Source organism: Cupriavidus sp. BIC8F (assembly GCF_032465815.1).
Taxonomy (GTDB): Bacteria; Pseudomonadota; Gammaproteobacteria; order Burkholderiales; family Burkholderiaceae; genus Cupriavidus; species Cupriavidus necator.
This window is the reverse complement of record NZ_CP136098.1, coordinates 56,135-75,627: the sequence shown is the minus strand read 5'-3', so window position 1 is coordinate 75,627 and position 19,493 is coordinate 56,135. Positions and strand designations below refer to the sequence as shown.

The window sequence follows — 19,493 nt, the reverse complement described above, 5'->3', positions numbered from 1 at the left end:
CTACAATTTGTAAGTGTCTCCTAGAGCACTATTTCCCCCTCCATGTGCGAATGCGCGAGTCGACGTCGTTGTGAACGAAGCCACGTTGGCTGTAGAAGCCCACTCCGCCCTGGCTGGCCACGTAGGCAAGCCGCCCGAGATACTCGGAAGAGATTTCACGGGTGCTGAAATCCACTGCCCGAAAAACGCCCATGTCGTTCGGCAGATGCCGGGAGTTCAATGCACCGCCCTCGCGGCTATTGGTCGAAGCGAGACGGCAGCCGGAGTGGATGAGAAATGGGATGCTGTAGCCGTAGGCCGCAAGCCATGCCTGTTCCCAGGCAAGCAATCGAAGCAGTGCAGGGTGCGGCCTGCCGACAAAATTGGCCTGCGCGTCTCTGAGCAGATACGCAGCGGCGTTGTAGCCTTCCTGCGTGGCAAAATCGATTCGCGCCTGATCCTTGCCACGCCGAAGCCAGAGAACCGATGGCATCGGCGCTTCCTGGCCCAGCGCTTCACGCACGCCGACACAAGGCGCAATGGCGGCTGCGGCAACCGTTGCGCGTAGAAAATCCCGCCTCAGCATCACCGGGCCTTGTTCGCTGATTTCTCGATGTTGGCCTGCATGCTTCCGAACAATTGCTCGATATCTTCGATGGTCATGTCCTCTGCTGGCTGGCTCCACTTCAACTGTGCGGAGATCTCGCTCTCTGTAGCCTTCACCGCCTCCTGAGGCTGTTCGCTGCCAAGCGCTTCCTCCATTCGCACAAGCATGTCAGCCGTCTCTTGCGTGAAGCCGATGACGACCGGGTTAGTTTCGACCTGGTGAGCGGTTCGTTGCGGCGGTTCGGGGTTCACCAGATCCACCTGCTCGGGGGTGAGGCTCGCTTCGCGCCGCATCGCGCGGTCGACTGGCGTCGCATCGCTGTCGCCCTGCGGGCTATCCTGATACTGGGCTAGCCATTCATTCAGACCACCGTCTGCACCATCACTGGCGCCAGCGCCCACTGACGACACGCTCTCAGTGCGACGCTCTCCACTACCCATCGCTTGCGCTTCCGGCAAGGCGTCGTAGTCGTCCGGAATGGCCCCGCTGACGGTCTTCTCTTTGACGCTCGACAGCACGGAAGTCGGAGGCTGCGTCGACTCCGCGAACTCGCGTACCAGCTCAGCAAAAGCGTTCGAAGCTGCTTTCTCCTGCAGCGGGGGATTGTGGTACGGCTCAGTCCGAGGCCCCGCCTCCTGCCTCTCTGCATCCGGCACGATTGCCGGCGCTTCCGCGGCGAAATCGACACCGTCGTACTGGTCGATAGGTGACGTCTCGGGGATCTGCTCTTGCTCTCCACCAGTCGCCGTCCAGTACCGGCCTTTCTCGTCGGCCTGGTGGGCGCGCATGGCCGCCACCGCCGCCTGGTAGTAAGCGATGCCGCGATTCACCGCCCCTTCATTCGGATTGGCCTCTTCGATCCTCCGCCACGTCTCACGCACCGCCGTCGCGATTGGGTCTTCGTTGGCGGGGTACGTCTTTGCGCTGCCGGCACGAATCAGCTGCACGATATTCGCTATCGTGGTGAACCGCCTGTCCGTGGCCTTGATCGGCTTCGCCTTTCCTTTCAGCTCGATGAACTGAGGTCTGTCTACCTGCAGGAAGCGGTTGAGACGGAAAGGTAGTTTTGTCTTCTTGAACGAGTGGAACCATGTGAAGCTCCGCGCGCGCGTCACCTGGTCCTTGAAGATCAGAATGCCCTCCATCTCCTTGAGGGCCTTTAGCTCTTGAAGCTCGATGCGATCACGACGCTGAATGGACCCTGTCAGCGCCTGGTTGAAGTTGGTCGGGAAGAGGTTCCCCACGCTGCCTTCATAAGACCCCGTCTCGACGGTAATGGACTGGCCAGCGACTTTCTTGAATACCTCGAGGGTCTTGTCCGGATCCTCCAGGGCCAACGTGTACTTGATCTTCGTGTTGGCGATCATCGAATCGACTTCTTCCTTGTTCTCCCCTTTCGCCATGGCCGCGACGTCCTGGCCCGCCGCGATCATCATGAAGCCAAGGCTCCGCGCCTGAGCGAACATGAGTGCAATACCCTCGGCAAAGTAGTAGCCCAGTTCGTCCATCGTGATGATGTACGGAGCAGGAGAATTCGTTGCCTTGGTGTCGATGATCTCCGCGTACGTGCCTTCGAGCCTGTGCCCGAGGTTCATCGCCATCATGAGGCGAATGCTCGCAACGACTAGCTTGCCGAGGTTGGCTGCTTCCTGAGCTGACTTCTCCAAGGTCGGAATCATGACGACGAGAATGCGCCGGTTCAGGAGCACATCCATCATGTCCACTTCTGAGTATTTGTCCTTGAAGATGTAGCCGTACGTGTCCATCAGCATGGACAGCGTCCGTGCGTATTGTCCGGTCAGGTAGCCGTGCTGGTCATAGACGCCCTGGTCCCATTTGTCCGGCTTGTCGGCCAGGTCGGGGCGAAAGCCAGGGAGGCCAGTTTCGAGATAGGCCTTGATGGGAAGAAATGCATACTCGGGGATTTCCCCCTTCTTGCCTTTCAGGTACAGCTTCACGAGATTCGGAAGCGCAAGGTACTCCCGGATGACACCAATCGAGAGCGTCAGATTTCCCACGGCTCGCTCATAGCACAACGTCCGCAGCACGGCGTCCATCATGTTGACCGCCTTTTGCTGCCACTGCGCCCCGTCCCCTCCGGCCTTCGGCAACAGGGACGACGAAAGCTGTGACAGGAAGTCAGGCGTGCCCTCGTACCACGGGTTCATGCTGTTCGAGTGCTTCTCCGTGGATTTCTTTCGCTTGTACGGATCCGCACCGCCCGTCATGAAGTTGAGGACAAGATAATCGTCCTCCCGCCCAGTTCGTCGGCACATGCTCCACACCGCGGCATGGAGACTGGAATCTGCCTTGCCGTCCGAGTAGAAGAACCCAGATCCCCATGCCAGGGCATTGAAGCAAATGGAGAGCAGCGTGACGGTCTTACCGGAGCCCGTCGTGCCCATCAGCAGCATGTGAGTGCGCGCATCCGAGTTCGTGACCCATAGCTCTTTCAGGTGCTCAGCCTGATCGACGGAACGCTGGTTGCCGAGATGCAAGATCCCGTCGGCTTCCTTGCGTTTGATGATTTCGCCTGTCCCATCCTTGTTCGGCTCTGCTGCATCCAGCGTCGGGTCGATACCGCCAAGGTGCTTCGGCATCCGCATTGGCAATTGGAACCGTTGCCACGAGTACCAAAGCTGGGTGAGCACCATCACCGCTGTGATAGGTAGCCAAAGGAATGACAGGGCCACCGATGCGGCGGCAGCACCCAGCTGGAACTTCGCATAGTTCCTTGGCTCCTTGAGCCAATCCCCCATCTTCTGAGCGATGGGGCGAGGATCGAGCGTGATCCCTTGTTGGGACAGCTCCCGATTCGGCGCGGTCTGGTATGGGTTGTTCACGGTCGTTCACCGCCTCAGCGGTATTGCTTCACCAGGTCGTTCAGGTCCAGCAATTGACCGTCTCCATTCACCACGGAAGGCGTTTGCGTCAGGCCCATGGATTCGAATGCTTGGCGGTTCTTCTCCAGCCACTCCTTGCCCTTCCCACACAGATTGGGGGCGCGATTCCGCTTCGTGAACAGCTCTTCGTTCAATCTGTGTTCCTTGCCGCGCACGTCGAGTGCCATCGCGTCTCGCCACGCCGCTGCTTGCTGCTCGCGGTCGGCCTGGCACAGCGCGTCGACGGCCACTTCTTCCGATCCTGGCTTGTAGGCGACAGGCAGAACGAAAACCGGGCGATGCTGGGCAATCTCCTTGATTGCGGGCTCTGCCGCGCGACACGCGGGACATTTTGGGTCGGAGAACACGTAGACCGCGGGCGTCCCGGGCGGGAAGATGACGGGGTTCACGTCAATCCGCCCGTCTGCCAGCGTCACCGGCGACGCGCGCGCAGCTGGCGCAGAGTCCAGCGCCGTGGGCGCAGCGATCCGATTGGCTTCGGCCAGAATTGCTGCTGTCAACTCGGGTGACTGCGATTTCGCTGACGCGAGAGTTGTAATCGTGCTGTACAGGCTAAGGACAAGCACCGGCAAGCCCACATAGAGCCCCAACGTGCGCAGCCTTACTTTCAGTCGCTCCACGAGGGACCGTCGGTGGAACACCTTTACGATGAGACTCAGGGCGGCTTCGGCATCCTCAGTGTTCTGGAATCTCTCCAGGATGCGTAGCTTCTCGCCGTCGTCCTCTGTGACGAACACAATGGCGTATGGCGCTACCGCGTCCGACTCCTGCGATGTATTGCCGCTCTTGGCAGAGGCCACAGAAAATGCGTTCAGAGACGCGGAAAATGTCGACGTCAACCGCACTCGGGACATCGCCTTCAAGTGGCCGCTTCCTGCAAAGAAGCACGAGAGAGAGCCATCCGGCTCGATGCGGACAATGTCCTTCGGCTTGCGCTCAAACGAGATCTTCATATTCTTTCCTTCACGGGCGATTCAATAGGGAAAATTCTTGCTGCTGGTTCGATTGCTCAATGATCCCGGTCTCTTCGAGGTATTTGCGCAGGCCTGCCAGCGCGTTATCGACGTGCGGTTCCAGCAGCACGCATCCAGACTCCCATGCCACCTCTTCGGCCTGCATGTGGTTGAAGACGCCTGCAGATTCCATCATCGGAGCCTTCCGACCAGCGGTATTGAGCGGATACCAAAGCGCGCGGTCATGAGGCTTAAGCCAGATGAACTCGGACGAAGGCAGAGTCCCCAGCTCGCGCGCCTGGATGAGCATGGCCATCAGCAACGTGCGCGGATACCTGTGCTTCTTGACCCAGGCGTGAACTTCCTTGCACTTCATGCAGCGTTGGAATGCTGCTGTCGCCAATGAGAAATCCGGGCGCGACCCCTCGTTCGATGCGCTGTAGTTCAGCGCATCCATCAACTCACGGCACGCCGCGATATCCTTGAAGAACACCCTAAGCCCTAGCACGGCGAACAGCGCGCGCTCCGTAGGCGATAGGTTTGCCAGTTGGCCACGGTCCGCAATGGGTTGCCCTAGCTGTTGCACCAGCATCTCTCTCGCGCGGTCCTCGTCCAGGCGATCCGAGTAGATCAATCCGTGCTCGGCAACCCACTCTTCCGGGTGGACAGAGGATGCCCACTCAGGCGGATCTTCCTGAGTCAGATCTCGGTGCAGGATTGGGGCGACCGCAGAGAAGTTCTGACTCTGCGCCTCCAGCAGGCTTTGGATGGTGTAGACGTTCTTCGCTTTGAGGATGGGGTTGCGCAAGGCCTTGATGGAGAACCAGATTCCGAGGGATACCGGAAGGAACGCCCAAAGATAGCCAACGGCAGACCCTGCTACCCAGATCTCTTTAAGCGTTACGACGCGCGCATACTTGAAGTACGTCACCAGTTGCCACTGGCGCTCTTTCGCGAAGTCGAAGAGTACCGCCCAGGGGTAGATCTCGTAGCCCTTCCAGATCAGCAATCGCTGCGCCACGGCCTCATGCCGGAATGTCCACAGAAACCAGCCGAGCGTGACGAAAACCAGGATGAACACGCCGAACAGCGGAGCTACCGAGCGATCGTTCTTTATTTGATCTGACATCCGAACCTCTTTGCCGCGTTCGCCACGCGCAAAACATAGCCATAGCCGATGACGGGGTCGGGATTGTGATACTTCGCCACCCCGGTCCAGAAGTCGCGGGCCCGGTTCATCTCGTATCGCAAGACATAGCCAGCGCCACGGATAGCAAGGCACCGGTCCTGAACGATCTGTTGTGCCGTGATGCCGAAGTTGCGCTGGAAATAGCGGATCCAGAAATCGTTGTGTTGCATGATTCCGTAATCCCGTGTGCCGTCGCGATTAGGACGTGACACCACGTTGCTGCTCTTCGAACCGGAGGTTTCGACCTGGTGGATTCCACGGAGAATGCATGAAGGCACCTGGTACTCCGCCTCTGCAGCAGCGAAACATGCATCCAGTTCGCCATCGTCCGCGGCAAATACGCTGGATGCGATCACTGTGGTTGTAGCGGCGACAAGTAGCTTTCGCTGTCGCGCCCTCATTGCGTTTCCTCGATCTCTTGGATGCAAACGAGCAGATGACGCAGCTTTTCTGTCGAGAACAGCAAGGCGTACTCGCCCCCCTTTCGGATTCGATCCAAACGACGGTTTGCTTCCGGGATGGTTTCGACGTGGTGCGGCCACTTCTGCTCGATGGCAATGACGACCGGTATCGCATCGGTGAAGGGCACAACCGCAAAGAAGCGGTTCAGCTCAACATGGCACGCCTCCAAGTCGTCGCGCGACATCGCTGCGACCATCTTGGCCATGCGCGCGGCTGTGGCTGCCACTTGCTGTCTGGGCATGCTGCGGTGCTGCACATCGATCTGCCTGGCGACCATCCGTCCCAGTTCCGACTGCAGCAGCTCGATCAACGCCGCCCGAGGCTCTCCGAGCGATGAGACCATGTGTTAGGATCCCCCATGTTTACGTATCAGTGTAACGATACGCATTGTAACGCCAAACTTTAAATTGACTGGGAGGAAAAAGTGACCGAGGCGCTGAAGAAGGATTTTCCACACGTCAAACCGGGCAATACGGAGGAAGAAGAAGGTTCGGCCCAAGACCTGAGCCACCTGGCAAGCCTGGCCGGACTCGGCCTGATCGGGCACGTTGCGGACTTCGCCGAGGCTGGAAGCGATGCGGTCGTCTCCGAGCGTCCGGGCGGGAGCGTTCTGGCAACGGATCCGCGCGCCGCCCTTGAGCCGCGCAAGCGCTATACGCCCCGGTGAATTTGAGTAGCCGGCAACGCCCTAACCTGCTTGACTCGCGGGGCCGCTGGGTCGCCAGCCGGCCCACGCCTCACCGATTGAAAAGCACGAAGGGCATCCGCTTTTTCACCACCCCTCTGCGGCTCGCCTTCTGAACGGCGGAACGCTCTCCTTCCCTCGTCGTGGCACAGAGCATTGCCAGGGTGCCTTTCTCGGCATATTTCATGACGTGTCCGTGGGTGGCGCGTGCCAGGCGGCAAGTCATTTGCCGGCATCCCCTCGAAACCGGTACAGTTGAAGTGGCGGCTTGGAGGCTGCGGATCAGCTTTTGGAGCGAAATGCCATGACGGCCAGGGATGAGGAGCGCAAGGTGTTGGACCGGTGTGAGGCTGCGTCTCGCGGCGATGTCTCCGTAGCGGCCGACCAGCGCGAGGCCAATGTCTTCCGAGTTGCAGCGATGGTGCTGCAGTCACGATTTCCCATGGAGGCTGCTCGCATGATGGCTGCGAGTGACCAATATTTTCGTTCGCATCCCGCCGATCTGGTCCCCAGCGCGGAAGTGGTTCGCAATGGTTGGGTCTGGGGCTTGCCGCGATTGCGTGACATGCTAACCATGCAGCTGCGACACCACTGATATGTCCGACAGCATCGCCTTTCACACCCGCACGGCGCTTGCCGAAGGCCTTCGGGAGCTGTTCAAGCAGCTGGAGCATCGGCTTTCCCTCCTTCGTCCGCTGACCGTGTATCTCGCTGGCGGCATGGCGGTCCACCTCTATACGGCAAACCGTGTCACGACCGACGTCGACGCCGAGTTCGCGGGGCGCGTCATGCTGCCCCAGGATGTCCTCGTGGATGTGGTACTGGAGGATGGCACCCCGCGTGTCATCTACCTCGATACCAACTACAACCCGACCTTTGCGCTGATGCATGAGGACTACCAGGAGGACTCGATTCCTGTGGACCTGGGCCTAGAACACATTCAGGTGCGGGTACTCTCGCCCACCGATCTGGCGGTCAGCAAGATAGCCAGACTCGCCGACAATGACCGGGAGGACATTCGCGCCTTGGTGGCGGCTGGCCTGACCTCTGCGGATGAGATTGAAGCGCGCGCCACGCATGCGCTTGGTGGCTATGTCGGTGGCATGGCCATGCTGCAGGCAAACCTTCGCGACGCTGTCGAGATCGCGCGTGAAGCGGAACGCCATCCAACCGCGGAGCCAGTCCACACGCAGCAGCGCCCCCGAGGTTGAAGCGTCAGCGTACCAAGCGCGCGCCAGTCCAGAAAATTTCGGACTTCCAACACGACGACGACGCCCCTCCCCTCTCACTCGCGAATGCGAAAAGTGAAATTTGACATATCAACCGCGCGATTCTATGATGCGTTCATTACGTGTCGTGGTAGCTATACGGAATCGACAACATGAGCGAATTGGAATTGGTGGCGTCCAACCCCTCCCCTCGGAAGAAGGTGCAGGCCGGCGAGAAGATTGTCCAGGCATCGACCGTCATCGCGACCCGAAAGCCTGGCATTGATGAAGTGGGTTTCGGCGCGAAGTGTCTCGTATCCGCTTCCCTCCCTTACCGGAATCCCAAGCCTGAGCAGCTCATTAATGGAGCATGGCTTCGCCACAACGGGAACTACGCTCTCTGGGTGCAGGGTGGTATCAACGGCATTCCCTATGGCACGTACCCGCGCCTGTTCGTCATGTGGCTGACTTCAGAGGCCCTGCGGACTGGGAGTCGGAAGATCCATACCGGTGGCAGCTTCGCTGAGTTCTGCCGCAAGCTGAACATCGACCGGAGTCGCGGCAAGCGCGGTGCCGGCAAAATGCTGATCGAGCAAGCGGACCGCCTGCTGCAGAGTCGAGCGGCATTCGTCACGCTTCCGGCCCACCTCGTTACGGCCAAGCGCGCGGACTTGCTGACCGCCAAGCTCAAACACACGGATTTCCTGAACTTCGCAGACGAGTATTCCCTGTTCTTCGACGCAGATGAGCGGGCATCGCAGCAGGGTTCACTGTTCGAGTCCGAAATCACGCTCACAGAGAATTTCTTCAACGAGATCACCAGCCATTGCATTCCGGTTGACCTACGGGCCGTCATGGCGCTCCAGCGCTCGCCCATGGACCTGGATATCTACCAGTGGCTGGCATATCGGATGTTCAGGTTGACGCGTCCGGCCTATCCGACGTGGGAGCAGTTGTACCAGCAGTTCGGTTCGACCTATGGACGCCTGCGCGATTTCCGCAGCGATTTCGTTGAATCGCTCAAGCGCGTAAAGCTTGTGTATCCCGGCCTTCGGGTGTCCGAGGCCGAAGGCGGGACTGGCCTTGTTCTGCTGCCGTCGCCCACCCCAATCGCCCCGACCGCCCTCCCGTCGGCGCGCATCGATGACGCTCCGCCGCAGCTGATGCTCGCATAAGAAGTTGCCGGTTCCTCGCCCAGTGAGGTGAAGTGGTCGCGCCATATTTTTTGGGGTGAAGTGGTCGCGCGCCCCTTCCGCTACCTTCGCCCCCTCTCGCGACGCATTGCGATGCGGCTTTGTGCCTCTGCGCGCATTCGCGCCAGGCTCACCTCATGTTCCGGCGTACGCACTTCGCCCCGCCATCCCCGTGAGCCAGGAATGCCACTGGCATAGTCGTCTTCCAGTAATTCAACAATGCATGGCTCTGCCATTAAGGTCTGGAGCCAGCTATCGGCCATCGTTCCGCCTTTCCCATACAGCAACTCGGCGATGTAATGTGCCTGCTGAACGGTCTGGCGCAGACGCGCAATTTCCCAAAGCAGATCCCTGACATCCGGATTGCGATGTCGCAGCCCAATGTCGCGCAACTCCTCTTGCGTCAATGCTGGCAGATCCTGCGGTATCTCTTTCACGGCCATGGCATCACCGCAGCGAGAACCGCACCGTGGTCGAGTTCAACTCGATCCATGGACCGACAGCAAGGCGCAGCAATTGGCCTTCCGCCCAGTAGGACAAGTAGTCGGGTCGCCACTTCAACTCGCACAGGCACTGTGTCTCCACACCGGCAATAACCAGACCCCCGGCTGTAGCGGCAATCGCTTCGCAGGGCAGACGCAACTCTTCGCTGTCCTCGCCGAAATAGTGAGCTTCGAGAAGAAGAAGAAAAAAGGTGGTGGCGGACATGGAGGCTTCCGTATCGATACTGTATATTCATACAGTGTGCGCCGGCTAACCGGCAAGGAGTAAAGGGTGAAAGTCCCTGACAGCAGAAGATTTAGCGAATCACGCTGTCCCCGAGTCATGCGCTGTGCGCCGCGAGGCGCACGGCGAAGCGTTGACAGGGGTGCGTATAGGCCAGCCATTGAGCCGCGAAAAGCATATTTAGACCCGAGTGCCGACGTACTACTGTATGCGGAAGGCAACACGGTTGGGCGCGCTTGCGCGAGCGCCCAGCCGGCTCGGCGCGGTCTTAGACCCTGGCATGTGCGTACGCTCCTTGTGCGGGAACCGGGAGATCTCCTGACTGGCCCACGGTGGCGGTATTGCCGTGCGGTCCGCATCGGGAAGGCGAGGAGCCGAAGCCGATGATGAACGGTCAAGAGAAGTCGGACCTCCCCATAGTAGCGACGAAGCTGGCGAACAAATCCGGGCAACCGGAGGCGGAGTCGGTGGAGCCAAGGGGGAGGGCCAAGGGGAACACGGACTGGTCACACACGTCCCGGACGCTGAGCCGGATAAGCGTGTCCCAGCGGTTGGTCCGTGTGCGGGAAGCCGCAAGGCAAAGAAAGAAGGAGCGGTTCACAGCGCTGTTCCACCTGATCGATCTTGAGTTGCTACAGACGTCGTTCTTCTGGCTGAAACGAAAGGCGGCGGCGGGGGTCGATGGGGTGACATGGAGCGACTACGAGCAAGACCTAGAGGCAAACCTGAGCGACTTGCACGGGCGCCTACACCGCCAAGCCTACCGGCCGCAGCCCAGCCGCCGTCAGTACATACCGAAGGCGGATGGAAAGCTGCGACCATTGGGCATTGCCGCGCTGGAAGACAAGATTGTCCAGCGCGCAGTGGTGGAGGTGCTCAACGCGGTCTATGAGACGGACTTCCTCGGGTTCTCGTATGGGTTCCGGCCAAAGCGCAGTCAACACGATGCGCTGGATGCACTGGCCACCGGGATAGCGCGTACAAATGTGAGCTGGATTCTGGACGCCGACATCAGTCGGTTCTTCGATACCGTCAGCCATGACTGGCTGATTCGGTTCTTGGAGCACCGCATCGGCGACCGGCGCGTGTTACGCCTGATCGGCAAATGGCTGACGGCTGGTGCGATGGAAGATGGGGTGGTGACAGCCACCGAGGAAGGTACGCCACAGGGGTCGGTCATCTCGCCCTTGCTGGCCAATATCTACTTGCATTACGTCTTCGACCTCTGGGCGAACCGGTGGCGAAACCGCCGCGCCGAGGGAAACGTCGTGATCGTGCGATATGCCGACGACATCGTTGTCGGTTTCGCCAAAGCCTACGATGCCAAGCGCTTTAAGCGGGACATGCAGCAAAGGCTGGAGCAGTTTGCGCTTGAGCTACACCCGGAGAAAACCCGCCTGATCGAGTTCGGCCGCTTCGCGGCCGAGAACCGAGCCGGGCGCGGACTGGGCAAGCCCGAGACCTTCAACTTCCTGGGGTTCACCCATATCAGTGGACGGGCCAAAGATGGCAAGTTCATGCTCAGGCGGCGATCCCGGCGAGACCGGATGCAGGCCAAGCTACGGGAAATCAAAGAGGAGTTGAGACGCAGATGGCATCAGTCAATCTCGGAGCAGGGGCGCTGGCTGCGGCGTGTGGTGCAAGGGTACTTTAACTACCACGCCGTGCCGACAAATACCCCAGCCCTTCGGACCTTCCGGGCACACGTAACCGACCTATGGCGGCGAGCGCTACGGCGCCGCAGCCAGAAAGACGGGACAACGTGGGCCTTGATGAAAAGGCTGGAAAGGGACTGGTTGCCTCCAGCCCGGGTCCTTCATCCTTGGCCGGTTGTGCGGTTCACCGCCAAACACCCGAGGCAGGAGCCCGGTGCGCGAATCGCGCACGCCGGGATCTGTGCGGGGGGTGCTCAGTAATGGGCATTCCTACCGCGACATACTGTATGAATATACAGCTCAGCACGGTTTAGGCCCTAGCGGCGAAATCGTCCAGGCGGGGTGGTGTAGGGAACCGGAATTAGCTGGACTACGTGCGCTTCTGCTGGACTGGAAATCCGGAATTAGCTGGACTACGTGCGCTTCTGCTGGACTGGAAATCCGGAATTAGCTGGACTGGCGTGCAGCGCAGGGAGGCGTGCGGGCGGAGTAGCACCGCAGTCGGCCATGCTGCCGCTCCACCGACGCCGCCAAGCATTGTGGCCGACGCAATCGAGTTTTGACGACGGCATTCCGGCATGGCGGCTGTCGTCTCAAGCACGATAAGAAGCCGGCCAGGTGGATCCAGCGCCGAGGATCGGTGTGAGCCAGGGAGGACCGCTTTCGGCCACAACCGGTCGGTCGAGGTCGACATCCAATTCGAACATCCAAGGTCTCGTCCGCCCTCGCTCAATGGCTGGTCTCCGGCGAGCGAGTTTCCGGGTGGCAATGCCTCGACCCGGCCAAGACGAGACCGTCGTCCGTTGCTTCGCCGTGACATTCGGGAGGCAGCTCCACCTCGCAAGCGGTCGCGCAATTTGTGCACGCGGACGCGAGCACAGATACTGCGGCAAGATGTCCTATTATCATGTTCCACAACGGTGTGCAGCAATTAGTTGCGCGGACATATAACAACCTCAACGGGGGCAGGATGAAGTTGATAACGTATCGGGTGACTAATTTTCGCTCTGTGAAGGACAGCGGCGATATTGAAGCCGGCGACATTGCCGCGCTGATCGGTGTCAACGAGTCAGGAAAGACGAATTTGCTGCTTCCGCTCTGGAAGCTCAATCCTGCCCGCGAAGGCGAGATTCAACCGACATCGGACTACCCGAAGACGATGTTCGCGGACGTGCGTGCCAATCCGGGAGACTATCGATTCATCAGTGCCGATTTTGATGCCAGCTCTCTCAGAGACAGGCTGGCGGTGCTCACGAAACTGGACGCTGCGCAACTGGAGGTCGTGCGCGTTGGCAGGTACTTCGATGGGAAACATGCAATCTCGTTTCCGCAGTTTGCGCGGAAGACGACGGTCGCCGCCTCGGAGATCAAGAGCGAGTTGACGACCTTAACCACAGCCGTCGAGCGAACAGACGCGCTCAAGAGCGAAGAGCCACTTAAGTCGACGATCGTTGGCGCTCTTCGCACTTTGGCCGAGCCCATCAGCCAAGACTGGACTGCGCAGGACCTCGATACTGCCATCGAGTCGCTGAAAAAGTTGTTGCCAGACCAGCCAGCCAAGACGTCGACGATCGTTCCTCGCATGCAACAGACGATCGACGTGCTGACCGAATGGTTGTCCCGCATCAGGTCGCCTGCTCCCGAAGACATCGAAGGCGTTCGAGATCTTGTCTTGAATGCACTCCCCAAGTTTGTCTACTACTCCAACTATGGAAATCTGGACTCGGAGATTTATCTTCCGCATGTGGTCCAGAATCTTGAGAGAAAGGATTTGGGGGCCAAGGAAGCAGCGAAAGCTCGGACCCTCCGCGTGTTGTTCAGCTTCGTTCGCCTCCAACCGAAGGAGATCCTTGAACTTGGACGCGACTTCAAAGACCCGAGCAACCAGAATCGGCAACCCACCGAAGACGAGATTGCAAAGATCGCTGAGCGCAAGCGAGAGCGCTCCATCCTGCTACAGTCCGCTGGCACGACATTGACCAAGGAATTCAAGTCTTGGTGGAAGCAAGGCGACTACCGCTTTCGATTCGAAGCGGATGGTGATCACTTCCGCATCTGGGTGTCGGATGACCGGCGCCCGGAAGAAGTCGAGCTTGAGAATCGCAGTACGGGGCTGCAATGGTTCCTGAGCTTCTACCTCGTGTTCTTGGTCGAAAGCCAGGGCGACCACGAAGATGCCATTCTTTTGCTTGATGAGCCAGGCCTATCCCTTCATCCCCTCGCTCAGCGCGATCTATCGGCCTTTTTCGATGGATTGACCAAGACCAATCAGATCATCTATACGACGCACTCGCCTTTCCTCATCGATCCCGACCGGTTGGATCGAGTGAGGAAGATCTATGTCGCCGCGGATGGCTCGACCGAGTCGTCGCCGAATCTGCGCCAGTCGGGCGCAGACGCGGCACATGCCGGGGCAGCGTATGCGGTGTACTCGGCACTTAATCTAAACGTTGCTGAAAGCCTGCTACTGGGTTGCCGTCCAGTCGTTGTGGAGGGCGCCTCCGATCAGCACTATCTGACGATGATTAAGGCGCTTCTCATCGGTGCGGGGAAGATCACACCTAGCCGCGAGCTAGTGTTCCCGCCCGCAGGTGGAACCAAGACGCTGAGGATCACTGCTGGAATTTTGACAGGCCGAGACGAGATTCTTCCGGTAGTTTTGCTGGATGGCGATCAGATGGGCAGCAGGATGGCGGCGGAGCTGAGCAGCGGCCTCTATAACGGTGAGGAAAAGAAGGTCCTATCAACAGACGAATTCGCTGGCTTCAAAGGTTCAGAGCTGGAGGATTTGATTCCCCATCAGCGCTTCGTGGACGCTGTAGATCGCGTCTTTCGCGCCTCGGAACAGCAATTCTTGGAAGTCGCGTCAAAGGGGAAGCCCATCGTGCCGGAGGTTGAGGCTTGGGCTAAGCGTGAAGGCATCGAACTCACTCCGGGCTGGAAAGTGGAAGTTGCTAAGCGCGTGAAGGCTACCTTGCTGTCCAAGGGGATTGACGAGGTCGAAGACGACCTGATTGAGCGATGGATACTGCTCTTCGCCCGGTTTGAGCCTTCCGTCAATTGACGCTCAATTCATTCTGTGCCTTCGACCCGGTGCCTCAGCAGAGAACAACTATGCGCCTCCGATTTGTATCAATCGCACTTCTCTCCGTCCCTCCGCTCGTCTTCGCTGGTGAAGTGGCCTCTGGGGCACAAACCACGACTCTCAGTGTTGATGCCGACCTGGTCCGGTTGCTGAAAGGTGCCGTTTACGCGGGTGGAATCTTTCTCGTGATCGTCGCGGGAATCGGCGTCAGTTTCTTTGGATGGGATGTCCGTAACGCACGAGCATCGCTACTTGATGCGCGAAAGGAGACGAGAGCGCTGCTGGACGAATTGAAAGGCGACGTCGCCCACTCAAAGGAGTTGATGGAAAAGCTTGAGCAACTCGGTGCACAACTCGAAGAGCAAAGCGACCGCCGTTTGGACGTCCATCAGTCCGGACCGGCGGACTCGATCGATGCCGACACCGTACCGTTTCGCTCAAGCGAAGCTGAAGGTCTTCCCGGTCAATCATCAGCCATGCCATCGTCGGGTGTTCACGAGTCGCCCAGGAGTAATCTCGAGCTGATTCGGAACATTATTGCCGCAGGCAGTTACGAATGGACAACCATCGGGAGAATCATGAATCGTACGGGCCTGACTCGCGAGCTAGTCCTCGAGGAAGTGCGCAAGGCACGCGATATATCGATAGCCAAAGGAAAACAATCTAAGGACTTTATCTTCAAACTGGAGTCCACTCGCTAAATCTTTCAGACCGCGCGATTATATTGACCTTCACCGCGCTGCAAGCTGTCGTCACGGCGAGTCCCATGATTCGGTTACTGCCCTGTTGGGTGCAATCCGCGCGCGGCCGGGATGGGCATCCATGACAGCGCGAAAGACGGTTGTACTTCTAGAGCGGCCCTTGAAGCGACGCGGGGCCGAACGGCAGCAACGGGTCGGGAGTACGCACTGCCGAGTGGCCGCTTCCGGGCAGCCGAATTCCACTGACCGCTTTCGAGCGATGAGTTTGAAGAGCGGACGGACGCAGCCCGACCCGTAGCGGCCGTACGAAGGTGCCGGCATCGCGGCTGGTGTCGGACGCGCTTCGGACATTCGAAAGAGGGAAAGAGGTGAAAGCTGAACCACAGATGGGCCTTTGTCCTAAAAATCGATGTTTAAACCAGGCCCACCCACCGCCGACAAATAGAGATCAATCTGGCTGAAAGTATTGACGGTTCGCTTTCACATATTCCTCGACAGTCACGGGCGCGCGACCGGTTAGCTTTTGAATTACATCGTTTGTTCCGGCAAACACTCCGGAAGAGTAGTCGCGATAGACGTTGACGATATGCTGGATGAAGTACGGTGTCATTCCCACTTGCGCAAGACGTGCCTCAAACGCGTCGAAGCTTTCATTCTCGTAAGTGATCTGACGACCAAGTGCTTTGCCAACCTCTGACGCGAGCTCGGCATGGTTCATCTCAACGGCACCATAAAGGGGATAAATCTTCCCCGAATGTTCGCCAGGGTTCAACAGAATATTGGCGATGGCCCGCCCTTGGTCCTCAGCGGCAATAGGCGCATGACGGCCCTGGCCTGCCGGCACTTTGAGAAGGTCATGTTTGGCAATCAAGGAAAGCTGGAAACCGTACATCAGCCATTCCATGAAAAACGTGGGGCGCAAATGTGTGACGGGCGTGCCAGCCCAATCGAATACCCGCTCGCCATACCAATGAGAAACGGAGGCATAGCTGCCGGCATCAGGGCGTGCAGATATCTGCGACATGTTCACGATCGAGCGCACCTTCACCGCCTTGGCGGCTTCGGCGAAGTACGCTGTGGCGTCAACGAGCTTTCCGTGATGGATCGGATATACGAAGTATGCGCCTGTCACGCCTTCAAGTGCCCTTCGTACCGCAGCAGGGTCAAGCAGATCGCCCACAATCACTTCTACTCCCTTGCCGCGGAGCTTCTCGGCTCTCTCGTCCTGGGTATGAACCAACGCGCGGACGTTAGCATTCTTTGAAAGTAGTTCGGAAATCGCGTGGCCACCGGTTGCACCAGCAGCTCCGGTAATCAGAAATAGCTCGTTGCTCATTTTGTAGCTCCAAATTCAATATGTATCGCACTGCTGCGCCTCAGCAGTTGGTATGGCGAAAAGTTGGGGTGAGCTTGAGTCGCTGCCTCGCGACAGCTAGGACGTTATGCAGAGCCTTCACGTAGCAGACTCGGAGGGACTACAGTCTCAATACGCCCAGTCTCCACGTCGTAGACGAGACCCGAGACAGTAAACTCGCCCGGCAGGTTCGGATTGGCCTTCAATGCTGCAACATCGATCGCTACTGCCTTATATGGGTCATCAATCTCCATCGCTTCAAGGCCTTCCTTCGTCACGTTAAAGTGTTTTTGAAGCAAGGCTGGAGAATGATGGTGACAAGGGACGATTCCGCAGTCCGTGTGATGTAAGACTATTAGGTTCCAGCCTGGGCCAACGTCCTTTCCATTCGCCTTTGCTACTGACCGCACGATCGCCATGGTCTGCAGCGTAGCCATATCAATGCGACCGCCGACATTGCGAATTACGGCCGCTTCACCGGGCTCGGGGTCATGCCGGGATAAAGCCGGAAATGACACATAAGCCCAAAAGTAATAAAGAACGGCATCTTTATGTCGGTCGCCCACTGGCCACGAGATAGGTGCGCAACTCGGCTACGATGTCTTGCTGCGCCTCGCATTTGGCCTGTGACTGCGCGAAGGCCAGCTCAAGCTCGCGCACCTGCGTCGACAGGCTGCCAGCTTGTGCCAACGCTGCCGCCAATTGTTCCTGCAGCGCTTGGGCGTGGGCATCCTTGTCGGCGAGCTGCGTCGCCAGCACGCCGTTGCGCTGCTCGATCGGCTGCAGCGCTTCGAGCTTTTGCGTCTGGCGTCGACTGAATTCTTGAGCCTGCTGAAGAGCCTGGCGCGTATGGGACAGTTCGGCCACCAGGCGCGCGCCGTCCTGGTTCAGACGGGTGACTTCCTCCTGCTTGACGACGATGGTTTGCTGCGCCTGGCGTAATTCGGCCTGCAGTTGCTGGAGTTGCTGCTCGTGCCGGCGCTGGTCCTGGTCGCGCTGGTCCTTGACCGCTTGGCGGTAGTGATCGAGGGCTTCGCGCGCGTGCTGGTGTTTTTCCTCGAGGGAGCGCCGGTGGGCTTCGTTCTCGGCCAGCCGCTCCTTGAGGTCGGCGACTTGCTGCTCGGCCGTGTGGCGCGCGATCGTTTCTTGCTGCAGCGTCTCGCGGGCGCGGCCGTGCGCGTCTCGCTCCTGCTGCAGGGCCGTCTCGACGCGCTGCACGTGCCCGCCTAATTGCTCGGCGTCGCGGTGTGCGGCGGCCAGATGCTCCGTGTGCCGGCGCTCCTGTTCCGCGTGTTCGGCGCGCGCGGCATCGATCCCCGCATTGGCTTCCTCCTGCAATTGCGCGGCCAGCCGCTCCACCAGATCCTGCAGCGCCTCGCTGATAGAAGCCTTGCGGCCGGCGGCACCGCCGTCCTCGGTCTCGAGTTCCCGCAGGTACTTGTGGATGGTCGTCTTCGAGCCAGTATTACCGAGCGCGATGCGCACGGCGTCGACCGACGGGTGCTTGCCTTGCGCGATGAGCGCGTCGCGCGCCTTTTTCACTTCGGATTTGTAGAGTCCGGTGCGGGCCATCGGGCGTCCTCGAAATATCGTAATAGATTACATACCACGTAATTACATAGCAAAATACCGCACATGACAATGACGATTTGGGAGGAAACTCACACCGGATAAGGCGGCGTTATCCGGTATCATGCGCAAATTCGGCCAGCTTTGGCCCCTTTGATCCGTAATACGGCCTTCGCCCAGCGACAGGAGCCCCCCCGATGAGCAAGCTTGACCAGTACCTGCGGGCCGCCACGCGCGACAACACGCGGCAGAGCTACCAGTCGGCCGTGCGGCACTTCGAGGTCGGTTGGGGCGGCTTCCTGCCGGCGACCGCCGACAGCATCGCGCGCTACCTGGCCGACCAAGCCGAGACGCTGTCGGTCAACACGCTACGGCAGCGCTTGGCCGCCTTGGCGCAATGGCATCTCGAGCAGGGCTTCCCCGATCCCACCAAGGCGCCGGTGGTGCGCAAGGTGTTCCGCGGCATTCAGGCGCTGCACCCCGCCCAGGAAAAGCGCGCTAAACCGCTGCAGCTCGCGCAGCTGGACCAGGTCGTGCGCTGGCTCGATGCCGCCAGCGAGACGGCACGCGCCGAGCGTGACCGCGGCGCCGAGTTGCGCCACCGGCGCGACAAGGCGCTGCTCCTGCTCGGTTTCTGGCGCGGCTTCCGTGGCGACGAGTTGACGCGCCTGCTGGTCGAGCATGTCGCCATCGCGCCCGGAGAAGGCATGACCTGCTATTTCCCGCAGACGAAGGGCGACCGCCACTACCAGGGCACCACCTTCAAGGCGCCGGCGCTGTCGCGGCTGTGCCCGGTCGAGGCCTATGCGGCCTGGGTGGAAGCGGCGCGGCTGACGTCCGGACCGGTGTTTCGCGCGATTGATCGCTGGGGCCATGTCGGCGAGGCGGGGCTGCATGCCGACAGCCTGGTGCCGCTGCTGCGCTCGATCCTGGCGCACGCCGGTATCGCCTCGGCTGAGCTGTATAGCGGGCATTCGCTGCGGCGCGGGTTCGCCAATTGGGCGACCTCCAACGGTTGGGACCTCAAAACCTTGATGGAATATGTCGGCTGGAAGGATGTCCACTCGGCCATGCGCTATGTCGAAGCGGCCGACCCGTTTGCCCGACGCCGGATCGAATCGGCGCTGCCGGGCGCGCTACCAGGCCCCAACCCCGCGTAATGGCAGCAGGCTTGGCATTCAGGCAGCGGCAGAATATGCTGGCGCCTTTGCGCGCGATCCGCGC

The 19,493-nt window shown here is 59.6% G+C and carries 17 protein-coding genes and 1 pseudogene; 8 read left to right on the top strand and 10 right to left on the bottom strand.

Going from position 1 to position 19,493, the window contains the following annotated elements:
• Positions 1-28: 28 nt before the first annotated feature.
• Genes RS901_RS38235 through RS901_RS38210 form a run of 6 tightly spaced genes read right to left on the bottom strand, consistent with a single transcriptional unit; the run spans position 29 to position 6,403 of the window.
• Entirely contained in the window at positions 29-565 is a 537-nt protein-coding gene (locus RS901_RS38235; protein ID WP_316157982.1) for a YcbK family protein, read from the bottom strand.
• Positions 565-3,429: a hypothetical protein gene (locus tag RS901_RS38230; RefSeq protein ID WP_316157981.1), complete on the bottom strand. Its 2,865-nt coding sequence runs from the start codon at positions 3,427-3,429 to the stop codon at positions 565-567. Before RS901_RS38230 ends, RS901_RS38235 begins: the two co-directional genes overlap by 1 nt.
• 14 nt (positions 3,430-3,443) lie before the next feature.
• Positions 3,444-4,442 carry a thioredoxin fold domain-containing protein gene (locus tag RS901_RS38225; protein ID WP_316157980.1) on the bottom strand — a complete coding sequence of 333 codons (999 nt, stop codon included), beginning with the start codon at positions 4,440-4,442 and terminating at the stop codon, positions 3,444-3,446.
• A 10-nt stretch (positions 4,443-4,452) separates the two neighbouring features.
• Positions 4,453-5,571, bottom strand: coding sequence for a hypothetical protein (locus tag RS901_RS38220; protein ID WP_316157979.1), 1,119 nt, complete (start codon positions 5,569-5,571; stop codon positions 4,453-4,455).
• Positions 5,556-6,032 carry a lytic transglycosylase domain-containing protein gene (locus RS901_RS38215; protein WP_316157978.1) on the bottom strand — a complete coding sequence of 159 codons (477 nt, stop codon included), beginning with the start codon at positions 6,030-6,032 and terminating at the stop codon, positions 5,556-5,558. The genes RS901_RS38220 and RS901_RS38215 overlap by 16 nt, the downstream gene beginning before the upstream one ends.
• A complete protein-coding gene (locus tag RS901_RS38210; RefSeq protein ID WP_133098683.1) occupies positions 6,029-6,403 on the bottom strand; it encodes a hypothetical protein in 375 nt (124 codons plus the stop codon). The genes RS901_RS38215 and RS901_RS38210 overlap by 4 nt, the downstream gene beginning before the upstream one ends.
• Before the next feature lie 114 nt (positions 6,404-6,517).
• Here RS901_RS38210 and RS901_RS38205 point away from each other — a divergent pair, with 114 nt between their 5' ends.
• The 4 genes from RS901_RS38205 (at position 6,518) to RS901_RS38190 (ending at position 9,161) form a co-directional block, all read left to right on the top strand.
• Positions 6,518-6,760, top strand: a complete 243-nt coding sequence (locus RS901_RS38205) for a hypothetical protein (protein ID WP_316157977.1) — start codon at positions 6,518-6,520, stop codon at positions 6,758-6,760.
• 322 nt (positions 6,761-7,082) lie between these two features.
• Positions 7,083-7,373 carry a hypothetical protein gene (locus tag RS901_RS38200; RefSeq protein WP_316157976.1) on the top strand — a complete coding sequence of 97 codons (291 nt, stop codon included), beginning with the start codon at positions 7,083-7,085 and terminating at the stop codon, positions 7,371-7,373.
• Position 7,374: 1 nt separating this feature from the next.
• A complete protein-coding gene (locus tag RS901_RS38195; RefSeq protein WP_316157975.1) occupies positions 7,375-7,989 on the top strand; it encodes a DUF6036 family nucleotidyltransferase in 615 nt (204 codons plus the stop codon).
• A 170-nt stretch (positions 7,990-8,159) separates the two neighbouring features.
• Entirely contained in the window at positions 8,160-9,161 is a 1,002-nt protein-coding gene (locus RS901_RS38190) for a replication protein RepA (RefSeq protein ID WP_316157974.1), read from the top strand.
• A gap of 80 nt (positions 9,162-9,241) precedes the next feature.
• On the opposite strand, the gene RS901_RS38185 is transcribed toward RS901_RS38190, so the two are convergent.
• Both RS901_RS38185 and RS901_RS38180 read right to left on the bottom strand, forming a co-directional pair.
• Complete coding sequence (locus RS901_RS38185; RefSeq protein ID WP_316157973.1) at positions 9,242-9,622, bottom strand: hypothetical protein; 381 nt, start codon at positions 9,620-9,622, stop codon at positions 9,242-9,244.
• Positions 9,623-9,626: 4 nt separating this feature from the next.
• The gene (locus RS901_RS38180) at positions 9,627-9,887 is read right to left on the bottom strand and encodes a hypothetical protein (RefSeq protein ID WP_316157972.1); all 261 of its coding nucleotides are present in this window, start codon (positions 9,885-9,887) and stop codon (positions 9,627-9,629) included.
• Between the two features lie 401 nt (positions 9,888-10,288).
• Here RS901_RS38180 and ltrA point away from each other — a divergent pair, with 401 nt between their 5' ends.
• The 3 genes from ltrA to RS901_RS38165 all read left to right on the top strand — a co-directional run bounded on the left by ltrA (position 10,289) and on the right by RS901_RS38165 (position 15,346).
• On the top strand, positions 10,289-11,821 hold the full coding sequence (gene ltrA, locus RS901_RS38175; RefSeq protein WP_316157971.1) for a group II intron reverse transcriptase/maturase: 1,533 nt from the start codon (positions 10,289-10,291) through the stop codon (positions 11,819-11,821).
• A gap of 646 nt (positions 11,822-12,467) precedes the next feature.
• Positions 12,468-14,624: an AAA family ATPase gene (locus tag RS901_RS38170; protein WP_316157970.1), complete on the top strand. Its 2,157-nt coding sequence runs from the start codon at positions 12,468-12,470 to the stop codon at positions 14,622-14,624.
• 50 nt (positions 14,625-14,674) lie between these two features.
• A complete protein-coding gene (locus RS901_RS38165; RefSeq protein ID WP_316157969.1) occupies positions 14,675-15,346 on the top strand; it encodes a hypothetical protein in 672 nt (223 codons plus the stop codon).
• A 448-nt stretch (positions 15,347-15,794) separates the two neighbouring features.
• On the opposite strand, the gene RS901_RS38160 is transcribed toward RS901_RS38165, so the two are convergent.
• Entirely contained in the window at positions 15,795-16,682 is an 888-nt protein-coding gene (locus RS901_RS38160) for an NmrA family NAD(P)-binding protein (RefSeq protein WP_316157968.1), read from the bottom strand.
• Positions 16,683-17,249: 567 nt separating this feature from the next.
• Positions 17,250-18,272 (bottom strand): DNA-binding protein, encoded by a 1,023-nt coding sequence (locus tag RS901_RS38155; RefSeq protein WP_316149751.1) that lies wholly within the window; start codon positions 18,270-18,272, stop codon positions 17,250-17,252.
• A gap of 194 nt (positions 18,273-18,466) precedes the next feature.
• On the opposite strand from RS901_RS38155, the pseudogene RS901_RS38150 reads away from it, so the two are divergent.
• Positions 18,467-19,417 (top strand): annotated as a pseudogene (locus RS901_RS38150) (site-specific integrase); the annotation flags it as partial.
• Between the last annotated feature and the right edge of the window lie 76 nt (positions 19,418-19,493).